Consider the following 24,063-nt stretch of genomic DNA (forward strand, 5'->3'; position numbering starts at 1 on the left):
TCAATGATTCGATTGTAGAAGGAAATCTTCTGGATTAATTCTGTTTTTACAGAAGACTAGCAATAGATAGTTTTTGGTGAGAGAATTTCACCAAATAATATTTATAGTGGAGAGAGAACACATGCTGGACAAGATCAGCAAGAAAATCCTGGCCGAACTACAGAGCGATGGGCGTATCAGCAACGTCGAGCTCGCCGCACGGGTCAACCTGTCGCCCGCCGCCTGCCTCGAGCGGGTGCGCAAGCTGCACGAGTCCGGTTACATCATGGGCTATACGGCCCAGCTGAATCCGCAGCTGCTGGACGTGTCGCTGCTGGTGTTCATCGAAGTGGTGCTGGACCGCACGACCCCGGAAGTCTTCGACGCGTTCAAGCAGAGCGTGCAATTGATTCCCGAAGTGCTCGAATGCCACATGGTGGCCGGCGGGTTCGATTACCTCGTCAAGGCGCGCGTGAAAGACATGGCAGCTTACCGCGAATTCCTCGGCAAGACACTGCTGCAGAAAGGCGTGCGCGAGACGCACACGTATGCGGTGATGGAAGAAGTCAAGAATACGACCAAGCTGCCCATCAAATGAAAAACGCCCTGGCAGGCAGGGCGTTTGTATCTTCAGGCAATCTTTTCCATCTTTTCCGACGTTTCCGACTTCTGCGGAAGCATTTTTTGCGCCGAGGCGGACAGGTTTTCCAGGTTCTTGCGCAGCCAGCGGTGGGCCGGGCTGCGGCCGTCGCGTTCGTGCCACAGCATGTCCAGGTGCACGGCCGGCAGCTGGAACGGCAGCTCGCGCCAGATCAATTGTTCGGCCGCACCGGTCGACGCGATCAGGTGCTTCGGCAACACCGTCACCAGATCCGAGTTCGCGACCACGCGGCCGGCCGTGAAGAACTGGTTCACGGTCAGCAGGATGCGGCGCTCGCGGCCGAGCTGCGCCAGCGCTTCGTCGACGAGGCCGTGGGCGCGGCCCGAGAAGCTCACCAGCAGGTGGTTCGCCTTGCAATAATCGTCGAGGGAGAGCGTGCCCTGTGCGAGCGGGTGATTCTTGCGCATCACGACGACGTATTCTCCCGAATACAGGCGCTCGTGGCGGATCGGCGAACCCGTTTCGTACGACAGCTGGGCCGCGACGCCGGGGAAGAAGCCGACGGCCAGGTCGATGTCGCCGCGCAGCAGCATCGGCCGCGGTTCGCGCGTGGTCAGCGGCACCATGCGGATGTTGACGCCCGGCGCCTCTTTTTCGATCGACCGCACCAGAGAAGGCAGCCACAGGGCGGCAGTGGCGTCGGCCATCGCCATGCGGAACGTCGCCTGGGCCTTGGAAACGTCGAAGGTTTCCGGCATCACGGCCGCTTCCAGCGCGGCCAGCGCCTGGCGCACGGCGGGCCACAGCGCTTCCGCGCGCGGCGTCGGTTTCACACCGTAGGCCGTGCGGATCAGCAATTCGTCGCCGAGGCTTTCGCGCAGGCGTTTGATGGCGTTCGAGACGGCCGGCTGGGTCATCGCGAGGTGACCGGCGGCGCGTGTCAGGTTTTGCTCGGTCATGACGGCGTCGAAGACGCGGAGCAGGTTCAGATCAAGCGTGAGGAAGCTCATGGGACTCCGTTCAGGACGGGCAATAAATGGTTTGTCGGTACGGTAAGTGTACCCGATTTCCATTCACGATCAATATAATAGCTATTACCAAGTGTAATTAGATTTATATGTTGCGTTGCACTATAGTGACATCGAACGAATAGATCAGCTTGCTACTTAGTCTTCCCATGTCCTTCTCCGACACCCTTTTCCAGACCCCGGTGCTGGCTCTGCCCTTCACCCACCTGCTCTTGTGCATGGTCCAGCTGACCCTGCTGGGCGGCGTGTTGATGTTCTTCCGCCCCCTGCTGGTCGGCATCGTACGCGCGCTGGTATTGGTGGTGCGCCCGCGCCCAACGAAGGGCGAACTGGCGGCACGCAGGCAGCGTGCGCAGGCCGCAGCGGTGGGATCGCACTGATCCTTACAGTCTAGTCTACACAGCTTCATTCCCGAAAGCGGCGCCCGGATAACCGGGCGCCGCTTTTTTTTCGCCCCTACTCTTACCCGTCGCCGGTAACTCGTGGTCGCTCGAGTTGTCAGGCGTTTTTTTGGTGATTTAATTTAACAATTGGTCGTCGAATGGATGGTGTATCAAAAAATCGATGATTCATGAATCGATGAGTTGATGATGAGTTGGAAGAAGATGGCATCGTATTGATGAGATATGAAGAATTTCGCTGAATTGGTCGTGTAGCAGTCGCGTGCCGCATCATAAGGATGAGATAGAGATGAATTCAATGTAGTTGCTGAGTCATCCTTGCAAAATAAGAGAAGTTCATGATTGGTCATTTTGTATGGATGAGTTAAGGTAACTTCGATACTGTCGAATGGATGCGCCGCCAGAGGCATCGACGCGCCGGCCGGCACCCCACCTCATCCAGAAATCCGGGTGGTGCGCAGTCAAAAAACGAGGGACGAAAAAAACGCGGCCGCCGGTTGCCCGGGGCCGCGTTTCGAAGAAAAACGAGCGGATTACTTGGCGTCGCCCAGCAGCGCCGGCTTGAGCGAGCGGTCGACAGGCTTGTCGCCCAGCCAGATGCGCAGGATCGCGTTGTAGAAGTTGACGTCAGGGATCGGGCCGCCCAGCTTTTTGCCGTTCAGCTCGGCCTGGGTGCCGGTGCCCGGGATCCAGTCCAGGTGCAGCACGTCGCCCTTCTTGAGGCCGTCGACGGACGCGAACAGCTCGCCCATCTTGCTGATCTGGGCCACGATGCGCTGTTTTTCCGCCTTGTCGATGTTCTCGTTCAGGCCATCCATGAAGGCCTTGCCGAAATCCTCGGACGAGATGTCGCGCGCCATCTGCAGGGTCACGCGGCGCGGGCCCTCTTCCTTCAGGATCTCGGCCGTGTTGTTCTTCTTCTCCGGCAGGTACAGGCCGGCCGCGTACACCTTGACGATGAATTTGGTGCGCATGCCGGCGCCGTTCAGTTTCAGGTCCTTGCCGGCGACCTTCGTCATGTCGTCGAACTTGTAGCCGTTCACGTCGACGACGGCGGCGATGGCCGGCAGGCTGGCGGCCAGGGTCAGAATGGCGCCTGCGAGCAAGCCCTTGATGGCAAATTTACGGGTAGTCATGGTTGTCTCCTTGGTGGGAAAGCTATCGTTGTAAACATCGTGGCCGCCGTTCAGGCCGCGGCCAGCGCCAGGGTAGGTTCGACATTCTGCAGCTTGAACACGCTGACGGCGCGCGCCAGGCGCTGCGCCTGTTCCTGCATCGATGCGGCGGCGGCGGCGGCCTGCTCGACGAGGGCGGCGTTCTGCTGGGTCGTCTCGTCCATCGCGACGATCGTCTGGCTGACCTGGGCGATCCCGGCGCTCTGCTCGAGGCTGGCAGCGCTGATTTCACCCATGATGTCGGTGACGCGGCGCACGCTTTCGACGACCTCTGCCATCGTCACGCCGGCCTGCTCGACGAGCGTGCTGCCTTCCTGCACCTTGTCCACGGAATCGCCGATCAGCAGCTTGATTTCCTTGGCGGCCGCGGCCGAGCGCTGTGCCAGGCTGCGTACTTCGGAGGCCACGACGGCAAAGCCGCGTCCCTGCTCGCCCGCACGCGCGGCCTCGACCGCCGCATTCAGGGCGAGGATATTCGTCTGGAACGCGATACCGTCGATCACGCCGATGATGTCGACGATCTTTTTCGACGACGCCGTGATCGAGCCCATCGTCTCGATGACGTGCGCGACGACGGAACCGCCACGCGCCGCCACTTCCGACGCCTGGGCCGCCAGTTGATTCGCCTGGCGCGCATTGTCCGCGTTCTGTTGCACGGTACCGGTCAGCGCCCGCATCGAGCTCGACGTTTGCGCCAAGGACGTGGCTTGGGATTCCGTGCGCGTCGACAGGTCCTGGTTGCCGCTGGCAATTTCACCGGACGCGCAGGACATCGATTCCGTGCTCGTGCGCACTTCGCCGACGATGCGGATCAGGCTGGCGTTCATGTGGCGCAGCGCTTCCATCATCTGGCCCGCCTCGTCGCGGCTGTCGACGGCGATGTCGCTCGTGAGATCACCGTCGGCGACGCGGCGGGCGATCTCCACCACCTGGCCCAGCGGCCGGGTGATGCTGCGCGTGGCCAGCCACGCGACGCCCAACGACAGCCCGGCCGCGGCCGTCGTCAGCGCCAGAATGAGCATCTGCGTGCGCTGTGTGACGGCGGCCGTGTCGGCGCCGGCCTGGTGCATCGCGGCGTTTTGCCAGGCGACGAATTTGTCGAGTTGTTCGAAATAGCGGGTTTGCTGGGGGCGCAGCGAGAACATGAATTTCATCATCGCCTCGTCCTTGCGGTCTTCGTCGACGAGCTTGATGAATGCCATTTGCGCCGGCAGGAATTTGTTCTGGATGGTGGCCAGCGCTTTCAGGATGTCGGCGGCCTCGGCATCGCCCGTGCTCCTGGCCAGCTCGGCGACCTGGGCCGTGGCGCTGGCGCTTCTCGCTTCCGTGTTCGCCAGCTCTTTCTTGATCTGGTCCGGATCGGTCATGATGAGGACGTTGAGCATGCTGCGCGTCGCTTCGCTCACGTCTTCCTTGATGTGGTTGGCCGCGACGGTATTCGCGTAACGCACGTTGACCAGGGTCTCCATTTCCTTGTTCAGGCTGGCAATCCTGACGTATGACAGCCCCGCCAGCAGCACCAGCAAGGCAATCACGACCCCGAACCCGATGGCCAGACGCTGGCCGATACTCATATTTCTAATCATTATTGTGAGTCTCTCCGTCCAAAAAAAAGAATGGCCGTGCTAATTTTGCAAGATAAATATAGCACCGATGTGTTTGGCGAAATTAGAGACTCAAAACTATTTCAATGCTGCAAGAGCACAATCCCGGCCTCGGGAGACATGTCCGCGAACGACGAGGCGGCTTTGTTGCGCACCAATGCAGTGCGCGGAAAGTGTTGTGTTTTGGAACGTGAATAATGATTGTATGCGTAATGAATGAATTTATTACGCACGCAATCATTGGATGAGGCGTAGCGAATGGCGGAGCGCCAAAAGAAAAGCCGGCGCAGGCCGGCTTGTGCGATCAGGCCGCTTTGGCCTTGTCTGCGGTCAGGCGTTCGTATTTCGCCTGGAGCTGTTCGCGCGTTTCGCGCCATTCGGGATTGAACGGAATGCAGGCGACCGGGCACACCTGCTGGCATTGCGGCTCATCGAAATGGCCGACGCATTCCGTGCATTTATGCGGATCGATCTGGTAAAACTCCGCGCCCATCGAGATCGCGTCATTCGGGCACTCGGGCTCGCACACGTCGCAATTGATGCAGTCGTCGGTAATCAGTAATGCCATGACTAATAAGACCTCAGGCTTTCGGTGCGGCCGCCATGTCGGCGATTTTCTTTTGCAGCCAGCGGTCGACCGAGGGGAACACGAATTTGGATACGTCGCCGCCCAGCATCGCGATCTCGCGCACGATGGTGCCGGAGATGAACTGGTACTGGTCGGACGGCGTCAGGAACAGGGTTTCGACGTCGGGCAGCAGGTAGCGGTTCATGCCCGCCATCTGGAACTCGTATTCGAAGTCGGACACGGCGCGCAGGCCGCGCACGATCACCCGTGCATCGTGCTGGCGAACGAAATCCTTGAGCAGGCCGGAAAAACTTTCGACCTTCACGTTCGGATAATGGCCCAGCACTTCGTTGGCGATTTCCAGGCGCTCGGTGAGCGAGAAGAAGGGGCGCTTGTTCTTGCTGTCGGCGACCCCGACCACCAGGGTGTCGAACAGACCCGATGCGCGACGCACCAAATCCTCGTGGCCGCGCGTGAGCGGATCGAAAGTTCCTGGATAAACGGCTACAACCATTGCGGCTCCCTGGAGAATGCACCTGAATAGACGCGCATTATGCCTGAAATTTCGGCAACCGCCCGGGAAGGGGGCCCATTTTGCTTATTGTTTAAGCAGTTTTGCCCAGAAAAGCGGTGTTTTAACGCAACTTTAACAAATGGTAGTGCACCATCCCGGCCTTGTCGGCGCGGACCAGCTGCCAGGGCTGCAGCCATTCGGGGACGTCCTCGGCCGCCTCATCCGTCTCCGGGAACGGCAGGCGCTCGCCCGATTCGGCATACACGAGACCGCCTTCGTTCAGCAGTTGCGCGCAGAGCGGCAAGGCCTGGACCAGGAAATCCTGCTGGTAGGGCGGATCGAGGAAGATCACGTCGAAGCGTTGGCCGCGCTGGATGAAGTCGCGCGCCACGGCCAGGGCATCGGCGCGCAGGACGCGCACGTTGTTCGCCTTGAGCTTGTCCTTGACCAGTTCGAGCTGGCGCACGACGGGGCCGACGGTGTCGATCATCGTGACGGACCGCGCGCCGCGGCTGGCCGCCTCGAAACCGAGGGCGCCGCTGCCGGCGAACAGGTCGAGGCAGTCGGCGCGGTCCCAGTCGCCCGTCATCTGGTGATTGATCCAGTTGAAGACGGTTTCGCGGACGCGGTCGGGCGTGGGACGCAAGCCAAATGCGTCGAGAACGGGAAGTGGGGTGCGCTTCCAGGCGCCGCCGATGATGCGGACCTGCTGCGGCGGGCCCGGGCGGCGGGCGTAGGTAGGGGCGGACTTCTTTTTTTGCATGGGGCGGAATATAGCATCTTATTTCCCGCTAGCCAGCGCGTTGAAGTCGTTGATCCAGCCCTGCATGCGTTTCTGCGCATGGGCTTTCTGGTCCGGCGTCGTCAGGCGGATCGCCGTCAGGATGAATTTCGACGTGTTGTCGACATAGGCGTCGAAGAATGCCTTGCGCTCCGGCGCATCCATGCGGTCGAACAAGTCGCGCAGCAGGTCGTGGATCGCCGACATCGTCTGTTCCTTGTTCAGCTTGTCCCGCTGAATACGCTGCAGCAGCGCGATGATTTTTTTCTGGCGCAGTACGCGTTCCTGCAGCCAGATCTCGTTGTCGAGTGGGCGTGCATCGGACGCCTTGCGGAGTGCCGCTTCCTGGTCGCGGCTGAAACTGCCGAACCATAATTCAAGCTGTTCCAGCGCCTTTTTATAGCGGGCTTTATGCTGGTCCTCGACGCTGCCGCTCATGAATTTCCTGCGGAAGTCTTCGTTATTTTTCGCGAACTTCTTTTCCATCTGCGCGATCTGGTCAGGCTTGATCGACATCGCCAGGTCGGCCAGATCCGGCAGCGCTTTAAAGGCCAGCAATTCCGTTCTCGCCTTGACGTCGCGGTAGTCGGACAGCAATTCGTCCTGCGTGACATTGCCGTCGCCGAGCTGGCGCTGCATCTTGGTCAGCAGGCCGGCGTAATCGCGCAGCTGAGTCGTGCGGTGCCACTGGAACAGCTTGTCGATATCTTTCTTGACCCAGTCGGACTGGTCGCTGTCGAGATCGAGATACGCGTTCAACCACCAGTACAGCAGCGTGTCACCGTGGTTATAGGTGAACCGGATCGTGCTGCACGCACTCAGCAGCGCCACGAAGGCAATCAGGAACAGCATGCGTGCCCGCAGGAACACGGTAGGGGGCGTGTTAAACTTTTTCATCTTTTTTAACTCGTTTTGAGAACGGCCTATGAACGTAGTCATCCTCGCCGCCGGCATGGGAAAGCGCATGCAATCCGCACTGCCGAAAGTCTTGCATCCACTGGCCGGCAAGCCGCTGTTGCAGCATGTTATCGATACGGCGCGCAGCCTGGACCCGAGTAAATTATGCGTGATTTACGGGCACGGCGGCGCAGCGGTGCCGAGTGCGGTTCAAGCCTGGTCGGGCCAGGGCGGCGTCGCGATCGACACGGCCCTGCAGGAACCGCAGCTGGGCACCGGCCACGCCGTGATGCAGGCCCTGCCGCAGATCGACGAGAACGCGCCGACGCTCGTCCTGTACGGCGACGTGCCGCTTACGACGGCCGCCTCGCTGCGCCGCCTGATCGAAGCCGCCGGCGACGACAAGCTGGCGATCCTCACGGTCGAACAGGCGAACCCGTTCGGCCTCGGCCGTATCGTCCGTGAGAACGGCAACATCGTGCGCATCGTCGAAGAGAAGGATGCGAATGAACCCGAGCGTGCCATCAAGGAAATCAACAGCGGCATCATGGTCATCCCCACCCGCCACCTGACGTCCTGGCTCGGCTCGCTGAAGAACAACAATGCACAGGGCGAATATTACCTCACCGACATCGTCGCCCAGGCTGTCGCGGCCGGCGTACCGGTCGTGTCGGCCCAGCCGTCCGCCGAATGGGAAGTGGCCGGCGTGAACAGCAAGGTGCAACTGGCCGAGCTCGAGCGCCGTCACCAGCTGAACATCGCCATCGCCCTCCTCGAACAGGGCGTGACCCTGATGGATCCGGCGCGTATCGACGTGCGCGGCGAACTCGTCTGCGGACGCGACGTCACCATCGACGTCGGCTGCGTGTTCGAGGGCCGCGTGGTCATCGGCGACGGTGTGACGATCGGCGCCCACAGCGTGTTCGTGAACGCGACCGTCGCCGCGGGCGCCCAGATCAAGCCGTTCTGCCACCTGGAAGACGCCGTCGTTGGCGAAAAATCGATCATCGGCCCGTATGCGCGTTTGCGTCCGGGTACCGAGCTGGGCGAGGACGTCCATGTGGGCAATTTCGTGGAGATCAAGAACAGCAAGGTCGCCGCGCACAGCAAGGCGAACCACCTCGCTTATGTGGGCGATGCCGACGTCGGTTCGCGCGTGAACATCGGCGCGGGCGCGATCACGTGCAATTACGATGGTGCCAATAAATTCCGCACGATCATCGAAGACGAAGCGTTCATCGGCAGCGACAGCCAGCTGGTGGCCCCGGTCACGGTCGGCAAGGGCGCGACGATCGGCGCCGGCACCACGCTGACCAAGAATGCGCCGGCCGGCAAGTTGACGATCTCGCGTCCGAAGCAGTTGACGATCGAGAACTGGACGCGCCCGGTCAAGGTCAAGAAATAAGTTTGTCCACCGCATACGCACAGGCAATCCACGGCAAAAACACAGGGTAATCACAGCCTGATCCACTGCCTGTGCACAGGGATGTCAACTGCCCGTCCACAACATCATCCACAAAGTCATCCACAGGCCCACCGCGTTGTCCCGGCGGGCCTGATCGTTTCAGAAACCCAGTGAAATGCGCATGTGGCGGGAGATGGCGCCGCTGGCTTGCCGATGCGCCAGGAATAAGCGCACAGAGTTATCCACAGGTCGTCAGACGCCGATACGCGTTTCGAACTTGCTGCGGAATGTGGAGAAGTAGGCTTTGACGTTGCGCACATTGCTGTGCGTGGTGAACAGGCGGTGCGCCAGGGCGTGATACGCCGGCATGTCGGCCACCTGCACGACGAGCACGAAATCCGGCCCGGGTGACACGCGGTAGCACTGCAGCACGGCAGCCTCGTCCGCCACCACTTGCTCGAACTCCGCCATGCGGTCGGCGGCCTGCACGTCCAGCGTGATCTCGACGATGGCGGAGAGACGCGCGCCGACCTTGTCCGGCGCGACGATCGCAACTTGCCGCTCGATAACACCGTTCTCCCTGAGCTGTTTGACACGGCGCAGGCAAGTCGGCGGCGAGATGTGTACCAATTCCGCCAATTCTGCATTGGTCTGCGAAGCATCAACCTGCAGGATGTTCAGGATGCGACGATCCAGATCGTCAAGGTTTGGGCCCTCTTGCGCCATATAAGTAAAATCTTTCGAGAAAAATGAAAGGATATTTCATGTCGAATGTGTCGTGAAATTATCTATCAAAACGAGGCACACTTAGAAAGCATATTTCGTTTCCTCTACTCTACAGTGCATGCATTCATCGATTTCGGAGGTTTCCCATGTGTGGCATCGTCGGCGCAGTCGCCCAACGCAACATCACCCCAGTGCTCATCGAAGGCCTGAAGCGTCTCGAATACCGCGGCTATGATTCCTGCGGCGTGGCGCTGCACGTGGACGGCCGCCTGGCGCGCTCGCGCAGCACGTCGCGCGTGGCCGATCTGGAAGCGCAAATCCAGGAAACCCACCTGCAAGGCTTCACGGGCATCGCCCACACCCGCTGGGCGACGCACGGCGCGCCGGCCACCAAGAACGCGCACCCGCACTTCTCGCCGAACAGCGACGACGCGCGCATCGCCCTCGTCCACAACGGCATCATCGAGAACCACGACGAGCTGCGCGCCGAGCTGACCGGCCTGGGCTACGTATTCCAGAGCCAGACCGACACCGAGGTCATCGCCCACCTGGTCGACCACATGTACAACGGCGACCTGTTCGACACCGTGCAGCAGGCCGTCAAGCGCCTGCACGGCGCCTACGCGATCGCCGTGTTCTGCCGCGAAGAGCCGCACCGCGTCGTGGCCGCCCGCCAGGGCTCGCCGCTGATCGTCGGCCTGGGCAAAGGCGAAAACTTCGTCGCCTCCGACGCGATGGCGCTGGCCGGCACCACCGACCAGATCATCTACCTGGAAGAAGGCGACGTCGTCGACCTGCAACTGGCCCGCTACTGGATCGTCGATGCCGAAGGCCGTCCGGCCGAGCGCGAAGTCAAGACCGTGCACGCCCACACCGGCGCCGCCGAGCTGGGCCCGTACCGCCACTACATGCAGAAGGAAATCTTCGAACAGCCGCGCGTCGTCGGCGACACGTTGGAAGGCGTGACGGGCATCATGCCGGAACTGTTCGGCGACCAGGCTTTCCGCGTGTTCAAGGAAATCGACCGCGTGCTGATCCTGGCCTGCGGCACCAGCTACTACGCGGGCCTGACGGCCAAGTACTGGATCGAGTCGGTGGCCAAGCTGCCGGTGAACGTCGAGATCGCCAGCGAATACCGCTACCGCGACAGCGTCCCGCACCCGAACACCCTCGTCGTGACGATCTCGCAGTCCGGCGAAACGGCCGACACGCTGGCCGCGCTGAAGCATGCGCGCAGCCTCGGCATGACGAACACGCTGACGATCTGCAACGTCTCCACGAGCGCAATGGTGCGCGAGTGCAAGCTGGCGTACATCACCCGCGCCGGCGTCGAAGTGGGCGTCGCGTCGACGAAGGCCTTCACGACCCAGCTGGCCGCACTGTTCCTGCTGACCCTGACCCTGGCCCAGGTGAATGGCCGCCTGACCGACGAGCAGGAAGCGAACTACCTGAAGCAGATGCGCCACCTGCCGGTCGCGCTGTCGTCCGTGCTGGCGCTGGAGCCGCAGGTGATCGCGTGGGCCGAGGAATTCGCCCGCAAGGAAAACGCCCTCTTCCTGGGCCGCGGCATCCACTACCCGATCGCCCTGGAAGGCGCGCTGAAGCTGAAGGAAATTTCGTACATCCACGCCGAAGCCTACCCGGCCGGCGAACTGAAGCACGGCCCGCTGGCGCTGGTGACGGAAGAGATGCCGGTGGTGACGATCGCCCCGAACGACGCGCTGCTGGAAAAGCTGAAGTCGAACATGCAGGAAGTCCGCGCGCGCGGCGGCCAGCTGTACGTGTTCGCCGACGTCGACACCCAGATCACGTCGGGTGAAGGCGTGCACGTGATCCGCCTGCCGGAACACTACGGCCTGCTGTCGCCGATCCTGCACGTGGCGGCGCTGCAGCTGCTGGCGTATCACACGGCGCTGGCGCGTGGTACCGATGTGGATAAGCCGCGGAATCTGGCGAAGTCGGTGACGGTCGAGTAAGGGGTACGTCGCGCAAATGAAAGTGTAGGCGGAAATAGAAGCGTGCGTTTCGTGCTACATAAAAGCTTGCGTTTCGGGGGGCTAAACTCCCCGGAACCCGCGCTACGCTTGGCCGGAAACGCTTTTATTTACCGCGACATTAGGGCGCGTCAGACTGCAGCCTAGAGCAATGCCTCCGACTGATTTCGCTTAGGCAAGATGACTTCGTGGCGTTGCATCCTGGCGCAAATATCGTGTTTTCGAGCTGGCAAACACTTCGCATCTGACGAGTGCATCCCCTCGCCTCAACCCCTTCGCCGAATCGCGATGTCCCGTTCCGGTTGTACCTCGCGGCAGTATCCGTCAAACAATCCGTGCGATTGCTTGGCAGCGGCTGAGCCTAACTATCGAGTCTTCTCGGGCACTCACCACTCCGCAGTGCTTTCCGAATTATCTACGGTGACTCGCTCTCCAATTCGGACCTGAAGTCCGACGACTGCACAGTAAACGAGCAACTGTTTGAAGCTCAGTTCATCTGCATGCTTTTCCAGATAAGAGATGCGGTTCTGACTCAGGTTGAGGCGCGACCCAACTTGGGCTTGTGTGAGCTTGCGACCCTTGCGCGCTGAAACCAGCAACTGCCCCAAATGAGCCGGAGTGAGAACCGTAACCGATGGCGGAGTAGAAGACATCAGAGTATCCGTTATGCAGATACTTTGATTTTAGCTGAATATCGGATAAATTTGAAATAGCTGATATGCGGATTTTGGCTCGTCCGTATGGCTGCGGTCGAAGTCTGTCAGAGCGGTTGCCCATCGTGGAAGTTAGGCTAAAAAACCAGTGAAATTTCGCTAAAACTTCGACGAAAGTTTCCCCTCGGCAGCACTACGACAGCCATCCTGCCATACATATAGAGCTCCAGCGCCTACGGCGCAATTGAGTCGATAAGTGCCCAGCTCCCCCAATCAAGACCCAGGCTTCGGCCGAATGTACATGGGATTTGCCACTCCGCTCTACACCGCGTCTCGGTAGCATGATGTCCTGCAAACTGCGGCCAGTTCATCGTCTCGAGCACGCCCGTCAATGCATGTCGATGAACGCCGCGAAGCCATGGCAGCTTCAAGGCCCAGAACATTTAGTGCGCGCATATATAGTATGTGTTCACGAAGCACTACAGAGTGCCAGGTGCATGCCCCTAACATCATGAACAGGTGCAACATTTCTTACTTTTAAGATACTATTCGCAAGAAATGGGCTCGGACGTGTCGATTGTCGAAGAGCGGCGAAATAAACAACTATGTATAAATAATGACAACTTCCACTGGCGCGGCAAATAGTCAGACAACACCGGGCACAACCAGTTTTACTGAAAGCGTTAGCGCCGCAGACACGAGCATCGGCTTTGAATATCAGTACTATTATTACCTAGACCGCTTGATAAATCTGCGGACTGGAGAATCCGCTGGTTTAGAGGTAAAAGATGACGTGCACACTGACCTAGCGGACGGTTTCTGCATTCTTGTCCAGCTCAAGCACACTGTCAAAACCAACGCCGCCGGCTCGCCAATCGCATTGGCAGAGCTCAGCTTAGACCTATGGAAGACACTGTATAACTGGGCGCGAATCATTACCGATGATACGCAACAACGGGACACAGTACCCGAACAACTGAAATTCATCGGCAATACTGAATTCCACCTTGTGACGAACAAGTCACAATCAAAAACGAATAAGTTTCTGGAAACTGTTATCGAGTTCCAGGACTCAAAAAAAACGTTCACTGAACTCCGCGACGCGATTGAGAAATTAAGCACCACGAACGCCACTCTTCAGTCCTATATACAGACAGTTTTAGACTTAGACGACGATGTCCTTGCCGCGTTCTTTAAGAATATCCGATTTGAGCTGGAACTCGACGATATCATTGCACGAGTAAAAAAATCAATCCGTGAAAAGTTCATTGACGATGAAATGGTCGATAGCGTGTTCGAGCGCCTAGACTCTAACATTCGCTCAGAAAATTTTAAAAATGTCAAAGCTGGCGCAAAGCTGCAACTGACTTTTGAAGAATTCTGGACAAACTATAAAAAATACTTCAGTGATGGACGCTCCAAAAAGCTGCAATATACGAAGTACCAGCATCCGCTGCCGGCTAACTTGTTTGCTCAGACGTTCGTCAAACGCCTCTTAGAAATTGGCGCAATTACACAAACCGACATCGATAAAGTTACTACTTATACCCTCGCGAAATTACGGCTGGTCACCAATTTGGAACGTTGGCGACAACAAGGAAGGATAGTTTCTGATGATATAGAAGCCCTGCACGACGAGGTGATAACGCGTTGGGAAAATGAATTTGACCTAGCGTTTGCTGGATGCGGGACGGAACAAGAAATCATCACCGCTGCGCTCGAAATGCTGCGCGAACTACGCCGTGCAAATTTCCTCCTCGACGGAACTCAATTACCCATCGAACTGAGCAACGGTGAGCTATATCATCTTTCCGACCTTGTTCAGATTGGCTGGCACAAAGATTGGAGGCAGAAATGACACCTGAAATATCAACTGACGTGTCCAGTGCGACTTCAAGCGAATGGAACGGTTACAATAATGTTGGCATTTGCGCAGTGGCTTTAATGGCAGTTCTCGCTCATATCAAGCAGTTATCGCTGCCTAAAGCACTTCTTGTGATGCCTCTCGTCATGCACGATGGCACCGTGAAATTCATGGGCAACAGTCTCGTCCGGCATCGCCAAATCGCTGCACTTGTCGCTGCTCGTGCGGACCTCTTTGCAAATTTCCGACAGCGATACGAAAGCAGTCTTGTGGTAACAATAAACGCTATCCAGATGTTAGTAGCATCCGAGCACATTCACTTCGATAATGCCATACGTGTGAATCGCTCATTGGAGGTCAATAAGAATTTTGGCTCTCGGGCGCTCAAAATTGAGAAAGCATCGGCAAACCTTGCCGCCTTATTGGAAAGCTCGGAAGAAGAACTGTATCTAAACATGAGGGTGTGGCTTTGAACTTCGGAATTGACTCCATCACGGTATGGTCCAATAGTGGCGTCAGCCGTAGCTTGACGTTTGCACGTAACCGCGTGAACATCCTTACCGGCGAAAGCAACACGGGCAAAAGTGCTCTGCTGTCCATTATCGACTATTGCTTACTGGCCAGTAAGCATAACATCCCGCACAGCATCATCAACGACAACGTCGCTTGGTATGGCCTTAGGTTTTTCATTAACGACAAAACCTACAGTCTTGCCCGAAAAAGCCCATTGAACAATGACGTTTCCAAAGACTACTATTTCTCTAGCACAGGCGTAATCCCGGATGTTCCTTCGGCCAACATCGCTGAAGGTGATTTGAAATCCATCTTAGAGGCTGAATTCAGCATTAGTGAGAAGACGGTGATGCCATTTGGTGGAAAGACCATCAAGGCAGGTTCCAAATTTTCATTTAGGTACTTCTTTCTTTTCAATACAATATCGGAAGACATCATCACCAATAGTCGCGTATTTTTCGATAAACAGTCGGAGAACCGATATCGCGAGGCGCTACCTCGAATCTTCGATATTGCGTTAGGCATCGATGATATTGCCAATATAGATGCACGCGAAAAGGCCGAACGGTTGCAAACCAAAATCGACAGGCTTCAAAACAAGAAGAATCATCTTGACACAGGGAGCGTCCTGTTCAAACAAGAACTGGCTGACGTGACCCGGGAGGCCGCTAGTTACGGTTTAACCATTGACATTCCTGACGATGCCACGCTTACATCAACAACGGAATACTTCGAAAAGTTTAGGGACAACGATTATTTTGAGGAGAGCGCGGAGCGAGAGGCCTTGAAATCAGAGCTGTTCGACCTGAACCGCCAAATTCGAAATATTACCCAATTTACGTCCGAATTTCGCGACTATAAAGAGAATTTAAAAGCGTCGGCCGACAGCTTACGGCCGTTTGATGAGTTGCTACGGCAATCTTCAGAACTGCTGAAGTCGTCTATCTTCGAGCAACTCATCGTCAACCTGCAGCAAGATTTGCAGGCTGTTAAACAGGCTATTACTGAAAAACACCCGGTCGAAAGCCAGTTAGCAGACCAACTTGCTCCTCTAAAAAAGCGCCGCAATATCATCAATGAGCGTTTGGCAAAGATTGCTGTCGAACAGAAGCCACCATTAACTGAGCGTGACAAATTGCTCTTCATTGGGAAGACGATAGGTAAGCTTGAAGTCTACAGCAAGACTCCGAGCACGATGGCCGTTCCAGGAGAAAACGCAGAATCGCTGAAGGACGCTTTAGATGAGCTCAACGTACGTGATGTCAGCGAGGTACGCGACACTGTTGTTTCATTAATTAATGAAACCGCACGCGAGCTATTGGCCGAGACAGGCCAGGCTCTGCAGAACTATGCAAACTACCAGGCCGACTTCAACTATACCGAGAAAAGGCTGCGCCTACGACGCCCTAAGTCCACGGTCGTGGAAAACATCGGTAGCAGCTCGAATCATATGTTCCTTCACCTGCTGCACTTCTTAGCTTTGCATGAGGTTGCTCTTGCTCAGAAATCGGTTTTCATTCCGAGCTTCTTAGTCATCGACCAGCCAAGCCGCCCGTATTACTCCGATAAAAAAGCGGCGAGGAAGGAGATTTCAAATAGCGACAGCGAGAAGGTGCGTATTGCATTCAGCTTGCTCAATAGCTTTGTGCGGCGTGCGAACAAAGATTATCAAGCGCAATTTCAAATGATTGTCTTTGAACACGTTCCCCGGGAAGACCTCGAAAACCTGGAATTCGTACACCTACTTCCGGATTTCTCTGAGGGTGAGGCCCTCATCCCTAGTTCTTGGATTAACGCAAATTGACGACGAAGTGGTCATTCAACAGAAAAGCATTTACACTTCAATTTCTTATAGCTATGGCTAACTGACGCCCACGACATTTGTCGGACGCTACCAGCTGGGCGTCAGCCAAGTCGCGTGTCCTATGAAGATACAAAACAAGGTGCACTTCGGTTCACTAGCCCCAGCCTTCCGGAGCACTTCTCTTACGTAGTCTGAGACGGTTCAGCAGCCTTGTTTAAAATGAAGGAATATAGACGGCCAACTTTGAATTTAATTTTTTTATAATAAAGCAAATATTTTATCTAGACCAAAGAATTTTATCTTTTCTTGTGCGGAAATTGTATAGGTGACGACCTGTATCCCCAAATCATTTTCAATAATACATCCTAACATTTCCTCTGGACTCTCCGGAACTACTAGCACTTTTTTCACATTTTTCTCAAGAATTTGACTTACAGTTGGGGAGTGAACAGCAAGCTGTCCAACTGCGGTATATATGCTTTGAGAGTCAGATTTTGTTTTCACTTCAAAGAGCACGGCAACTTCGGCGAAATTGGCGACTAGGTCAATTGCACGCGACTTTAGAGTCGCACCGCGCTGAACCATTTCCTCGTGGAGCGCATGTACTACTTTGCCATGGTAGGAGGTTGGAAAAGATTTCTTTGGGATGTATGCTCGCCGATTACCGCTAAATTCTTTAAAGTAGTCTTGTAAGCCGGCTGCGCCTTTTCGAGTTATCCCGGCTGCCGATGGGCCATCAATCTCAACAGAATCGTCTTCTCCGTTCGCCTCATCCTCTGTGTCTACTGCAATTTCCGAATCCTCTCCCAGATTACGAATAGCATTTCGGAGCCGACGCGAAAATTTACTGAGGTCGTCCACTAAAGTTGCCGAACTTAATGGAGCCACGAGCATATATTCGTCAATCCTCTGTGAATTCTCTGCCTCGAATACCTCTGCGGCCATAGCTTCAAGTATCTTATCCTTAGGGACTCTCTGACCGAGCGTCACGATGCCTCTATGCGCCAGAAATACGTCGCCTGTAATCACATCCTCTAGAAACGCGGCGCCCATACGCCGGTGAAATTTTCCCAGTGGATAGTTAAACTGAACGTCGATAGAAAGCCAATCATTGCTACCGTATGTGCCATGACCAAGTAGCGTTATCATTTTGTTACCTTTTACGCCAGGCCAGCTTATATACCAGAGAGAATCTTCTCTATTTTCTTCTAGGAAATAGACATCCTTGTCAGCATGTCCTCCGGGATATCCGATTCTGCGAGTCTCGTGATGTATATAATGTTGCTGAAGTGAGTCAGTAAAGATTTTTTGCAACGTTGCAATGCGATTTACGTCTTCAATTTCTCGATATTGCATATGCTTCCATTCATTTTTAAAGGAGATTTTCTTTACTAAAAATTTTGGGAAGTGGAATTAATGTCAAAGTGCCAGCTCCCCCTAAGGCAGGAATGTAATCTATTTGTGAGAATGTTAGCATCTCGTCGTCGACATGCTTATTAGACATGGTTTAATAACTCCTAGGCAATCCAATCTGGTGCAACTTCATGCCGTTTCAGATGTGATGCCGGAAGCAGATTGCGCGTAAATCCGAAAGCGCGCAAGAACATCTCGGCCATATCGAGTTTTCAAACCGTCTCATAGAGCGGCTATGTTGTTTAACATAGCCACCATCTATAAAGGTGAAAATTGGACTAAAAATCGCCTATTTTGACGGGCAGATGAAACTAATTCGAGAGTTGAAATGGTCCTTCCAAAATTGGTCGCCTGCTCGCGAATGTCCCGCCACACAGAGGACGCAAATCACGCATATGGCGATAAACTGACGCCAGCCAGCGGCCGATTCCAACACGGTTTGCGCCCACTCAGGAAGCTCTTCCGCGTCGCACATTGCGAGGGTAGCCGAGCGCCAAGTCTGCAGTCCGGTCAAAACTGCCAACGGGACCATAATGAATGTCCCGATAATGGAATGCTGCGACGCGACCTGCTGACCGAACAGATTCAGTCCGCACCAAAAGCTGTTAAAGGTACCGATTTTGGAAAACTCGGCCAAGTCGGTTGGCATCGTGTCCGAGGCTGCGCCGACGCTGAGATAGGTAAGCAAAGCGATTGCAGCGAGGGAGAAGCTCCGCAGTGCCTCCAGGTAGTCATCGTCATAGAACTGCTTCAGCGCGGCCATTACACCAAATGCCCCGTTGGTAAAACTGAAGAAAATCAAAGTGCCATAAATTACTGCCGAATAACGTGTGAACCAAAACGAAAGCGCTGCCAGAGCGACCGCGCCGCCAACAAAGCCTAAAATTGCCAGCGCGCCGCCCGCGTCCTGACCTTTCCCGTCGTCGCCGCTGCCGGAACCGTTGTTATTGTTGATTATTGTCTTTTTGACGTACGTGACTCGGTTCCCGTTTCCCACTGCATTTCCGTTGCCGTCGATTCGAATTGAGTCACTGCTAAATTTACTACTTGACATCGAATTACCTCCGAACAATGTAATAGATTCCACATGGAATCTGTAATTGCACTGTATCAATGTTCCTTTGAGGCAACAAGAAAATTTAACAAAAATCAAGCACAGTGTTGTTTTTATTGCGAAATTGCCAATTTAAAATATTTCGCAACGGAAATTATCGATGAGAAATTATCCTGCATTGCAAGCGAGAATCTGGGGCTCTTGCCAACTTTCCCTGAATTGCACTTACTGTGTCCGGTACATTCTGAGAGTCGCTAACGTGACGGGGACGATAAGAAGATGGCAAAGCGCTTGGGCCTCGGGTTAACCACAAGCTGCGTCAGCCCGGATGTGGCGACGTGGTCAATACTAGGCACCCATACACCGAGTTCCCCGGTAGCGACCACCAGCGCACCTTCCGCGAGCGTCTGCCACTCGCGAACGGGAAGTTCGTCGAATACACCACGGCGGTAGTTTCAATGCCTACGCCGACTCGTCCAACATTGGAAGGCTCCCGAAAGCGCGTATCGTAGCTGACCGGATTGGTTGGGAGTGCAGCATTCTGAAGGATGGACGTGGTACGCGGTCGGCGCGACGACGCTTGTCCTGTTCCGTCGTCGGACCACGCACGAGGTCATGCTGCGCTCGTGGGAATCGTCCTTCAAACGCTGGCTGCTCGAGAACAAGACTCGCCTTCTGAAGGGAGCGTGCGCGGACCGGCGCCACGTCATCTCTGATGCGATTGACTGCCCCCCACCTGCCCTTGGGCGTCGATACCTGGGAGGACTTTCGTGAGAGCTACCTCAAGGAGTTCGCGTTTCGCTTGTACGCGAACGAGCAGGAGCCGATGGCTAAGGCACTCAAAAAAGTGTTTGACAGGTGGTACGCCGAAAAACCTGGCTCCGCAGCGGCTACGAACCTGATGTAAGCAGTTCGGCGGCCGGCTCGTCCCCATTCGCCCTTGGGCGCAGTCCACCCTCGCGGTGGTAGGCGACGCGCAGCCCGCGAACATAATATAGACGGTCACAATTATTTCTTCACCGCTACTTGAACTCCGGAAAGGCAACCCAACTTGTGGCCGAAGTATCATGACGAGCGCTTGTCCGCGCTCAGTCGCACTGAACAACAGAAATCATTGAACCATTCACCAACACCCATTGATTATCCTACCTGTGTAAGTTGAGGTTAAACGGCCGGGACGGCCGTTATCATACCCCGGATGACGCTGAGTGAACCGACCGAGCCGGGCCAATCAGCAAACAGCCCGACGCTTAATCCGACGACGTAGCGAACCCCATACGAAGTGCAATGAGAAGGGGGAGATTTGCTCTGAGATTAAGAAAGTAATTGTTGGGCCGACGTTAGAATTAGTGAAAATTCTACATCGGCAAGTAGATATAATCGAGGAAAGGCCACGCACTCGACAGTTGGCACCGGGTAAGCTGCAGGGGTATGGCGGCAATTTAGGAAACATTTCGTTTCGTGTAGCTAACCAGAGCTGTTGAGAGGAGCAGTATGTCAGGTGGTGGTGGTGGGGGCTCATGGACTCCCGATAGTGATGTTCAATGCAGTCGCTTGCGTTTCCAAACTCAGATTGCAACACCTCAGCCAGGTGCAGTACTAACTTTACGGGTAGGTGATGTACTTGATGTCTCCGTCATAAACATGGGCGGTGCTTTGGCCGTAGCTGTTTCCAAAAACGGGAACGTGGTCGGTGGGCTGGCTGGCGGCTTGGTCAACAAACTGCGCGAGTGTCTGCTTGGCGGTACCAACTTCAAAGCTACTGTCCTGACCATCAATGGCGGTCAAGTCATGGTCGAAATCGAACCAATTTAATATGACTATTCACGTAGTTGGCGGCGTGTACAACGAATACTGTGTACGCCCTGCATGGAACAGCCTTTACGGTTCGGCAGGCCGTGCGGCGGTCGCTATTGCAAGGATGGAAGCCGACGTCAATCTGCACTCGTACTTCACAAAGAACACTGGGGAACAGTTCAGAGCGGATTTCGTCTGGCACGGAAACCTCCATGTCACAGAGACGCCAGCACAGACCGTTGCTCGATTTTGGTATTTGCATGACTCAGCAAAGCCAAAAATCTTCGACCGTCCAGCTCAAGCAGAGCCACCTATCGTTGTTAACGAGGCCAAAGTAGTTCGGTTCGGTATTTTGGAGGGTGATGCGGTCGTTGACGCGGAATGGGCGGTCTACGACCCCCAAAACATGGGAACCGCGATACCGTTTGGTGCGAACGGTTCAAAGGCAAAGCACTTGGCTCTCGTACTAAATGCGTACGAAGCTCAGGCAATGGCGAACGCGTTTGGCAAGCCGCTTCAAGAATGCGCAAGGTTGTTGGCCGAGCAGCAGGGTGCAGAGGTTGTCGTCATAAAGATGGGGCCGGCAGGAGCACTTGTGTGGGCGGATAATCAAGCACACACGGTTCCAGCGTATCGGACGTCCAATGTCTGGAAAATTGGCTCGGGCGACTGTTTCGTTGCACACTTCGCGGTTGCATGGATGAACGACGGGTGTACGCCGCTGGCTGCTGCCGAGAGTGCATCAAGGGCTACCGCGTTCTATTGTGAGCGCATGAGTCTACCTACACGTGAGGAACTCGAGAAGTTCGCGCCACCGCCTATAGAACCGTCAGCTGCATTCTTAAGTGGGACAAAGCGGCAGGTCTACCTGGCTGGGCCGTTCTTCGACTTGGCTCAGGTGTGGATGGTCGAAGAGGCTCGTCGCAACCTGGTAGAAAGCGGCCTGAAGGTATTCTCACCATTTCACGACATCGGACTTGGAAGTGCACAGCAAGTGGTGCAGCAAGACTTGGACGCAATTAAAGCCTCAGACCTCGTCTTTGCCATTGTGGATGGCCTTGATGCGGGAACCTTGTACGAGATTGGATATGCACGTGCGCTGGGCATACCCGTTATCGTTTTCAGTGAGCGTGAAAGCGAGGAGAGTCTGAAGATGGCTGAAGGCTCGGACTGTATCGTCAACCGAAACTACACGACTGCCTTGTACACAACGCTTTGGAGAGCTGCTGAGCTTTGAAAACTGCACTACTACTTTCTGGCGGAATGGACTCCGTCTCGCTCGCATGGTGGAAGCGTCCACAGTTCGCCATTACGATTGATTACGGGCAAAAGGCGGCGGAGGCAGAAAAAAGGGCTTCAGCCGCCGTCTGTCAGCAGCTCGAAATTGAGCACCACATTGTTACGGTTGACTGCCGCTCGCTCGGCTCCGGTGACATGGCTGGTTCTGCGCCGGACGGCTTGGCGCCGGCAAGTGACTGGTGGCCCTACAGGAACCAATTGCTTATAACTCTTGCGGCTATGAAGTCCATTAGCCTGGGGGCAACGACGCTGCTTATCGGTACAGTTCGCTCAGATGAAGGGCATCGAGATGGAACGACTGAGTTCGTGGGTCTCATCGATAGGCTGCTCAGTTTCCAAGAGGGTGGGTTGCGTGTCGAGGCGTCGGCCATTGGTATGAGTACGCAAGAGTTGGTACAAGCAGCGCAAGTCCCACGAGAGTTGCTGGCATGGGCACATAGCTGTCACAAGGCGAATCTGCCATGTGGTGATTGTCGAGGCTGTAACAAATACAATCAGTCGATGTTCGACCTTGGATATGCAGGGAAACTTTGCTGAGCCGCGGCCGCGTCTAGTGCCTGAACCATACTCACCGTTTGAGTGGCCTGCAGGCGGGCGGGTAACACATTTAAATCCAGCGCCGCCGCAACTCATCGTTGACATCGTACAGGTGCTGCAGAACCGTCAATCGCGCCGGCTTCTCGGGCCTCTTTCTCTTACTCAGCTTGGTCATCTACTTTGGCTCTCGTGTCGGACACATAGCCTACGCTTCTCAGACTATGGATTCGACCAAGAGTTTCGACCGCACCCATCGGCCGGGGCAATGCATCCAATCCACCTCGTATGCCAGCGTTCAGCCGGCATGCCATGGGAGCGCTATGACCCGTTAGCGCATAGTCTTGTTGTACTTCCTCAGAGCGAACGCCACGCGCAAGAAGCTCGTGTCAGGGCCGCCAACATTTTACCTACTGATGAGGCAGTCCTACTTGCACTCGTTGCCGAATCAGGGAAGACAGGGGCCAAATATGAAGACGGGCAGAGCCTTGTCTGGAGGGACGCGGGCGTAGTCTTGGGCTACCTATCCTTGATTGCAGAAACATTGAAGCTCGGCTTTTGTCCGCTTGGGATGACGGGAGACGCGTATGTGGCGCCGATGTCCGCACAAGGTCAGCTCCAGGGGGCCGGATTAGCCCTTATCGGTGTGAGCGCCTCGTAGTCAGACTGCTAAAAGCAGTTGCTGCTCGCCTTTTGCCAATCTTCTGGGGCGGCGTATCTTCGCCGGCTCACCTTTGAGCTCATTCACCAGGCTTTTGACCGTAAGTGGGGACGTAGCCATTTCGTGCCAGATGACAGCATCGAGTTCAGACGGACGGACATCCATATGAGAACACAGGTTGAGGAGCAAGCTCTCGAGCTCGAGATAGTTGCGCTCTACTGTCAGGGCTGTCGGGAACAATCGGATTGCTTGCCCAAAACGAAGAATATGGATATCGAGGATAGCTACATCATCTGCGCTTAACCAGTTTCGTGCGACCCAAGACGCAGTTTTGTACCCGATACCAGGTAGCTCTCGTAACCAGTCGCGAAGGGCACGACCAGACTGTACTGCTGGCGCGTTAGGCAGGGCGCTCAATGCTTGCGTCAAGTACTTGGCTTTTTGGGAGGCGAATCGATATCGAACCTCTTTCCCACCCACAGCCACAGGCTGCGTGAGCCAGCTCAACAGCTGGTCTTGCGATGGCGCCGCGCCGCTAAATGCACCGTGCGAACGCAGCTTTTCATACATGGCTAATCCAACTGCTGCAGGAATGCCGTGTCCTCCCAAAAGACATGCTCCCACTTCCTCAGCAAGGGTACGACCAAGCTTGTACTGTGGTGGGCCGCCAGAGATACGTCGATGCACGACTTGGAAAACCCAATATGCAGGCGTCGGAAATGCATCGACGGCACCCCACGGAACCCCGGGAGCGACCTCGCAATCGGGAGAGGGTAGCTCGACACGCAAGGCGCCGAC

General features: G+C 55.7%; 23 protein-coding genes. 10 read left to right on the top strand and 13 right to left on the bottom strand.

Going from position 1 to position 24,063, the window contains the following annotated elements; all coding sequences use genetic code 11:
* Positions 1–121: 121 nt before the first annotated feature.
* Positions 122–577, top strand: a complete 456-nt coding sequence (locus tag ACL58G_RS04495) for an Lrp/AsnC ligand binding domain-containing protein (RefSeq protein WP_036171419.1) — start codon at positions 122–124, stop codon at positions 575–577.
* Between the two features lie 32 nt (positions 578–609).
* Here the strand turns inward: ACL58G_RS04495 and ACL58G_RS04500 are convergent, their stop codons facing one another.
* The gene (locus ACL58G_RS04500) at positions 610–1,590 is read right to left on the bottom strand and encodes a LysR family transcriptional regulator (protein ID WP_056133791.1); all 981 of its coding nucleotides are present in this window, start codon (positions 1,588–1,590) and stop codon (positions 610–612) included.
* A gap of 167 nt (positions 1,591–1,757) precedes the next feature.
* Here ACL58G_RS04500 and ACL58G_RS04505 point away from each other — a divergent pair, with 167 nt between their 5' ends.
* Positions 1,758–1,988 carry a hypothetical protein gene (locus ACL58G_RS04505; RefSeq protein WP_056133788.1) on the top strand — a complete coding sequence of 77 codons (231 nt, stop codon included), beginning with the start codon at positions 1,758–1,760 and terminating at the stop codon, positions 1,986–1,988.
* Between the two features lie 554 nt (positions 1,989–2,542).
* Here ACL58G_RS04505 and ACL58G_RS04510 read toward each other — a convergent pair.
* From ACL58G_RS04510 to ACL58G_RS04535, 6 genes are all read right to left on the bottom strand, one after another.
* Positions 2,543–3,145: a chalcone isomerase family protein gene (locus tag ACL58G_RS04510; protein ID WP_056133785.1), complete on the bottom strand. Its 603-nt coding sequence runs from the start codon at positions 3,143–3,145 to the stop codon at positions 2,543–2,545.
* Positions 3,146–3,195: 50 nt separating this feature from the next.
* Positions 3,196–4,758, bottom strand: a complete 1,563-nt coding sequence (locus tag ACL58G_RS04515; RefSeq protein ID WP_440965392.1) for a methyl-accepting chemotaxis protein — start codon at positions 4,756–4,758, stop codon at positions 3,196–3,198.
* A gap of 334 nt (positions 4,759–5,092) precedes the next feature.
* Complete coding sequence (locus ACL58G_RS04520; RefSeq protein ID WP_413338704.1) at positions 5,093–5,356, bottom strand: YfhL family 4Fe-4S dicluster ferredoxin; 264 nt, start codon at positions 5,354–5,356, stop codon at positions 5,093–5,095.
* Positions 5,357–5,369: 13 nt separating this feature from the next.
* Positions 5,370–5,870: a pantetheine-phosphate adenylyltransferase gene (gene coaD / locus ACL58G_RS04525; RefSeq protein WP_440965395.1), complete on the bottom strand. Its 501-nt coding sequence runs from the start codon at positions 5,868–5,870 to the stop codon at positions 5,370–5,372.
* A 121-nt stretch (positions 5,871–5,991) separates the two neighbouring features.
* Positions 5,992–6,633 carry a 16S rRNA (guanine(966)-N(2))-methyltransferase RsmD gene (gene rsmD, locus ACL58G_RS04530; RefSeq protein WP_440965397.1) on the bottom strand — a complete coding sequence of 214 codons (642 nt, stop codon included), beginning with the start codon at positions 6,631–6,633 and terminating at the stop codon, positions 5,992–5,994.
* An 18-nt stretch (positions 6,634–6,651) separates the two neighbouring features.
* Positions 6,652–7,548: a DUF6279 family lipoprotein gene (locus ACL58G_RS04535; protein WP_440965399.1), complete on the bottom strand. Its 897-nt coding sequence runs from the start codon at positions 7,546–7,548 to the stop codon at positions 6,652–6,654.
* A gap of 28 nt (positions 7,549–7,576) precedes the next feature.
* Here ACL58G_RS04535 and glmU point away from each other — a divergent pair, with 28 nt between their 5' ends.
* On the top strand, positions 7,577–8,953 hold the full coding sequence (gene glmU, locus ACL58G_RS04540) for a bifunctional UDP-N-acetylglucosamine diphosphorylase/glucosamine-1-phosphate N-acetyltransferase GlmU (protein WP_440965401.1): 1,377 nt from the start codon (positions 7,577–7,579) through the stop codon (positions 8,951–8,953).
* 252 nt (positions 8,954–9,205) lie between these two features.
* Here the strand turns inward: glmU and ACL58G_RS04545 are convergent, their stop codons facing one another.
* Positions 9,206–9,679, bottom strand: coding sequence for an Lrp/AsnC family transcriptional regulator (locus ACL58G_RS04545; protein WP_413380847.1), 474 nt, complete (start codon positions 9,677–9,679; stop codon positions 9,206–9,208).
* Between the two features lie 146 nt (positions 9,680–9,825).
* On the opposite strand from ACL58G_RS04545, the gene glmS reads away from it, so the two are divergent.
* Entirely contained in the window at positions 9,826–11,655 is a 1,830-nt protein-coding gene (glmS, locus tag ACL58G_RS04550; protein WP_413338694.1) for a glutamine--fructose-6-phosphate transaminase (isomerizing), read from the top strand.
* Between the two features lie 404 nt (positions 11,656–12,059).
* Here the strand turns inward: glmS and ACL58G_RS04555 are convergent, their stop codons facing one another.
* On the bottom strand, positions 12,060–12,326 hold the full coding sequence (locus ACL58G_RS04555) for a helix-turn-helix domain-containing protein (RefSeq protein WP_440965404.1): 267 nt from the start codon (positions 12,324–12,326) through the stop codon (positions 12,060–12,062).
* Positions 12,327–12,942: 616 nt separating this feature from the next.
* Between ACL58G_RS04555 and ACL58G_RS04560 the strand changes: the two genes are divergently transcribed.
* The 3 genes from ACL58G_RS04560 to ACL58G_RS04570 all read left to right on the top strand — a co-directional run bounded on the left by ACL58G_RS04560 (position 12,943) and on the right by ACL58G_RS04570 (position 16,507).
* Complete coding sequence (locus ACL58G_RS04560) at positions 12,943–14,184, top strand: hypothetical protein (protein ID WP_440965406.1); 1,242 nt, start codon at positions 12,943–12,945, stop codon at positions 14,182–14,184.
* Positions 14,181–14,663: a three component ABC system middle component gene (locus ACL58G_RS04565; protein WP_440965407.1), complete on the top strand. Its 483-nt coding sequence runs from the start codon at positions 14,181–14,183 to the stop codon at positions 14,661–14,663. Before ACL58G_RS04560 ends, ACL58G_RS04565 begins: the two co-directional genes overlap by 4 nt.
* Before the next feature lie 74 nt (positions 14,664–14,737).
* Positions 14,738–16,507: a DUF3732 domain-containing protein gene (locus ACL58G_RS04570; RefSeq protein WP_440965409.1), complete on the top strand. Its 1,770-nt coding sequence runs from the start codon at positions 14,738–14,740 to the stop codon at positions 16,505–16,507.
* A gap of 258 nt (positions 16,508–16,765) precedes the next feature.
* Here the strand turns inward: ACL58G_RS04570 and ACL58G_RS04575 are convergent, their stop codons facing one another.
* The 3 genes from ACL58G_RS04575 to ACL58G_RS04585 all read right to left on the bottom strand — a co-directional run bounded on the left by ACL58G_RS04575 (position 16,766) and on the right by ACL58G_RS04585 (position 20,762).
* Positions 16,766–17,863: a hypothetical protein gene (locus tag ACL58G_RS04575; protein ID WP_440965411.1), complete on the bottom strand. Its 1,098-nt coding sequence runs from the start codon at positions 17,861–17,863 to the stop codon at positions 16,766–16,768.
* 346 nt (positions 17,864–18,209) lie between these two features.
* Positions 18,210–18,974, bottom strand: coding sequence for a hypothetical protein (locus tag ACL58G_RS04580; RefSeq protein ID WP_440965413.1), 765 nt, complete (start codon positions 18,972–18,974; stop codon positions 18,210–18,212).
* A gap of 1,605 nt (positions 18,975–20,579) precedes the next feature.
* On the bottom strand, positions 20,580–20,762 hold the full coding sequence (locus ACL58G_RS04585; RefSeq protein ID WP_440965415.1) for a hypothetical protein: 183 nt from the start codon (positions 20,760–20,762) through the stop codon (positions 20,580–20,582).
* Positions 20,763–20,790: 28 nt separating this feature from the next.
* On the opposite strand from ACL58G_RS04585, the gene ACL58G_RS04590 reads away from it, so the two are divergent.
* Genes ACL58G_RS04590 through ACL58G_RS04600 form a run of 3 tightly spaced genes read left to right on the top strand, consistent with a single transcriptional unit; the run spans position 20,791 to position 23,265 of the window.
* Positions 20,791–22,008, top strand: a complete 1,218-nt coding sequence (locus ACL58G_RS04590; RefSeq protein ID WP_440965416.1) for a PfkB family carbohydrate kinase — start codon at positions 20,791–20,793, stop codon at positions 22,006–22,008.
* A complete protein-coding gene (locus tag ACL58G_RS04595; RefSeq protein WP_440965418.1) occupies positions 22,005–22,607 on the top strand; it encodes a 7-cyano-7-deazaguanine synthase in 603 nt (200 codons plus the stop codon). The genes ACL58G_RS04590 and ACL58G_RS04595 overlap by 4 nt, the downstream gene beginning before the upstream one ends.
* Positions 22,588–23,265, top strand: a complete 678-nt coding sequence (locus ACL58G_RS04600) for a nitroreductase family protein (protein ID WP_440967957.1) — start codon at positions 22,588–22,590, stop codon at positions 23,263–23,265. Before ACL58G_RS04595 ends, ACL58G_RS04600 begins: the two co-directional genes overlap by 20 nt.
* On the opposite strand, the gene ACL58G_RS04605 is transcribed toward ACL58G_RS04600, so the two are convergent.
* Positions 23,266–23,835, bottom strand: a complete 570-nt coding sequence (locus tag ACL58G_RS04605) for an 8-oxoguanine DNA glycosylase (protein ID WP_440965420.1) — start codon at positions 23,833–23,835, stop codon at positions 23,266–23,268.
* Positions 23,836–24,063 lie beyond the last annotated feature (228 nt).

This window comes from Massilia sp. GER05 (assembly GCF_052056005.1).
GTDB lineage: Bacteria > Pseudomonadota > Gammaproteobacteria > Burkholderiales > Burkholderiaceae_D > Telluria > Telluria orientalis.

Bases quoted from the DNA above. Each gene is read 5' to 3' on its own strand.
- ACL58G_RS04495 (WP_036171419.1), top strand. From the start codon at position 122: ATGCTGGACAAGATCAGCAAGAAAATCCTGGCCGAACTACAGAGCGAT.
- ACL58G_RS04500 (WP_056133791.1), bottom strand. From the start codon at position 1,590: ATGAGCTTCCTCACGCTTGATCTGAACCTGCTCCGCGTCTTCGACGCC.
- ACL58G_RS04505 (WP_056133788.1), top strand. From the start codon at position 1,758: ATGTCCTTCTCCGACACCCTTTTCCAGACCCCGGTGCTGGCTCTGCCC.
- ACL58G_RS04510 (WP_056133785.1), bottom strand. From the start codon at position 3,145: ATGACTACCCGTAAATTTGCCATCAAGGGCTTGCTCGCAGGCGCCATT.
- ACL58G_RS04515 (WP_440965392.1), bottom strand. From the start codon at position 4,758: ATGAGTATCGGCCAGCGTCTGGCCATCGGGTTCGGGGTCGTGATTGCC.
- ACL58G_RS04520 (WP_413338704.1), bottom strand. From the start codon at position 5,356: ATGGCATTACTGATTACCGACGACTGCATCAATTGCGACGTGTGCGAG.
- coaD (WP_440965395.1), bottom strand. From the start codon at position 5,870: ATGGTTGTAGCCGTTTATCCAGGAACTTTCGATCCGCTCACGCGCGGC.
- rsmD (WP_440965397.1), bottom strand. From the start codon at position 6,633: ATGCAAAAAAAGAAGTCCGCCCCTACCTACGCCCGCCGCCCGGGCCCG.
- ACL58G_RS04535 (WP_440965399.1), bottom strand. From the start codon at position 7,548: ATGAAAAAGTTTAACACGCCCCCTACCGTGTTCCTGCGGGCACGCATG.
- glmU (WP_440965401.1), top strand. From the start codon at position 7,577: ATGAACGTAGTCATCCTCGCCGCCGGCATGGGAAAGCGCATGCAATCC.
- ACL58G_RS04545 (WP_413380847.1), bottom strand. From the start codon at position 9,679: ATGGCGCAAGAGGGCCCAAACCTTGACGATCTGGATCGTCGCATCCTG.
- glmS (WP_413338694.1), top strand. From the start codon at position 9,826: ATGTGTGGCATCGTCGGCGCAGTCGCCCAACGCAACATCACCCCAGTG.
- ACL58G_RS04555 (WP_440965404.1), bottom strand. From the start codon at position 12,326: ATGTCTTCTACTCCGCCATCGGTTACGGTTCTCACTCCGGCTCATTTG.
- ACL58G_RS04560 (WP_440965406.1), top strand. From the start codon at position 12,943: ATGACAACTTCCACTGGCGCGGCAAATAGTCAGACAACACCGGGCACA.
- ACL58G_RS04565 (WP_440965407.1), top strand. From the start codon at position 14,181: ATGACACCTGAAATATCAACTGACGTGTCCAGTGCGACTTCAAGCGAA.
- ACL58G_RS04575 (WP_440965411.1), bottom strand. From the start codon at position 17,863: ATGCAATATCGAGAAATTGAAGACGTAAATCGCATTGCAACGTTGCAA.
- ACL58G_RS04580 (WP_440965413.1), bottom strand. From the start codon at position 18,974: ATGTCAAGTAGTAAATTTAGCAGTGACTCAATTCGAATCGACGGCAAC.
- ACL58G_RS04590 (WP_440965416.1), top strand. From the start codon at position 20,791: ATGACTATTCACGTAGTTGGCGGCGTGTACAACGAATACTGTGTACGC.
- ACL58G_RS04600 (WP_440967957.1), top strand. From the start codon at position 22,588: ATGCAGGGAAACTTTGCTGAGCCGCGGCCGCGTCTAGTGCCTGAACCA.
- ACL58G_RS04605 (WP_440965420.1), bottom strand. From the start codon at position 23,835: ATGTATGAAAAGCTGCGTTCGCACGGTGCATTTAGCGGCGCGGCGCCA.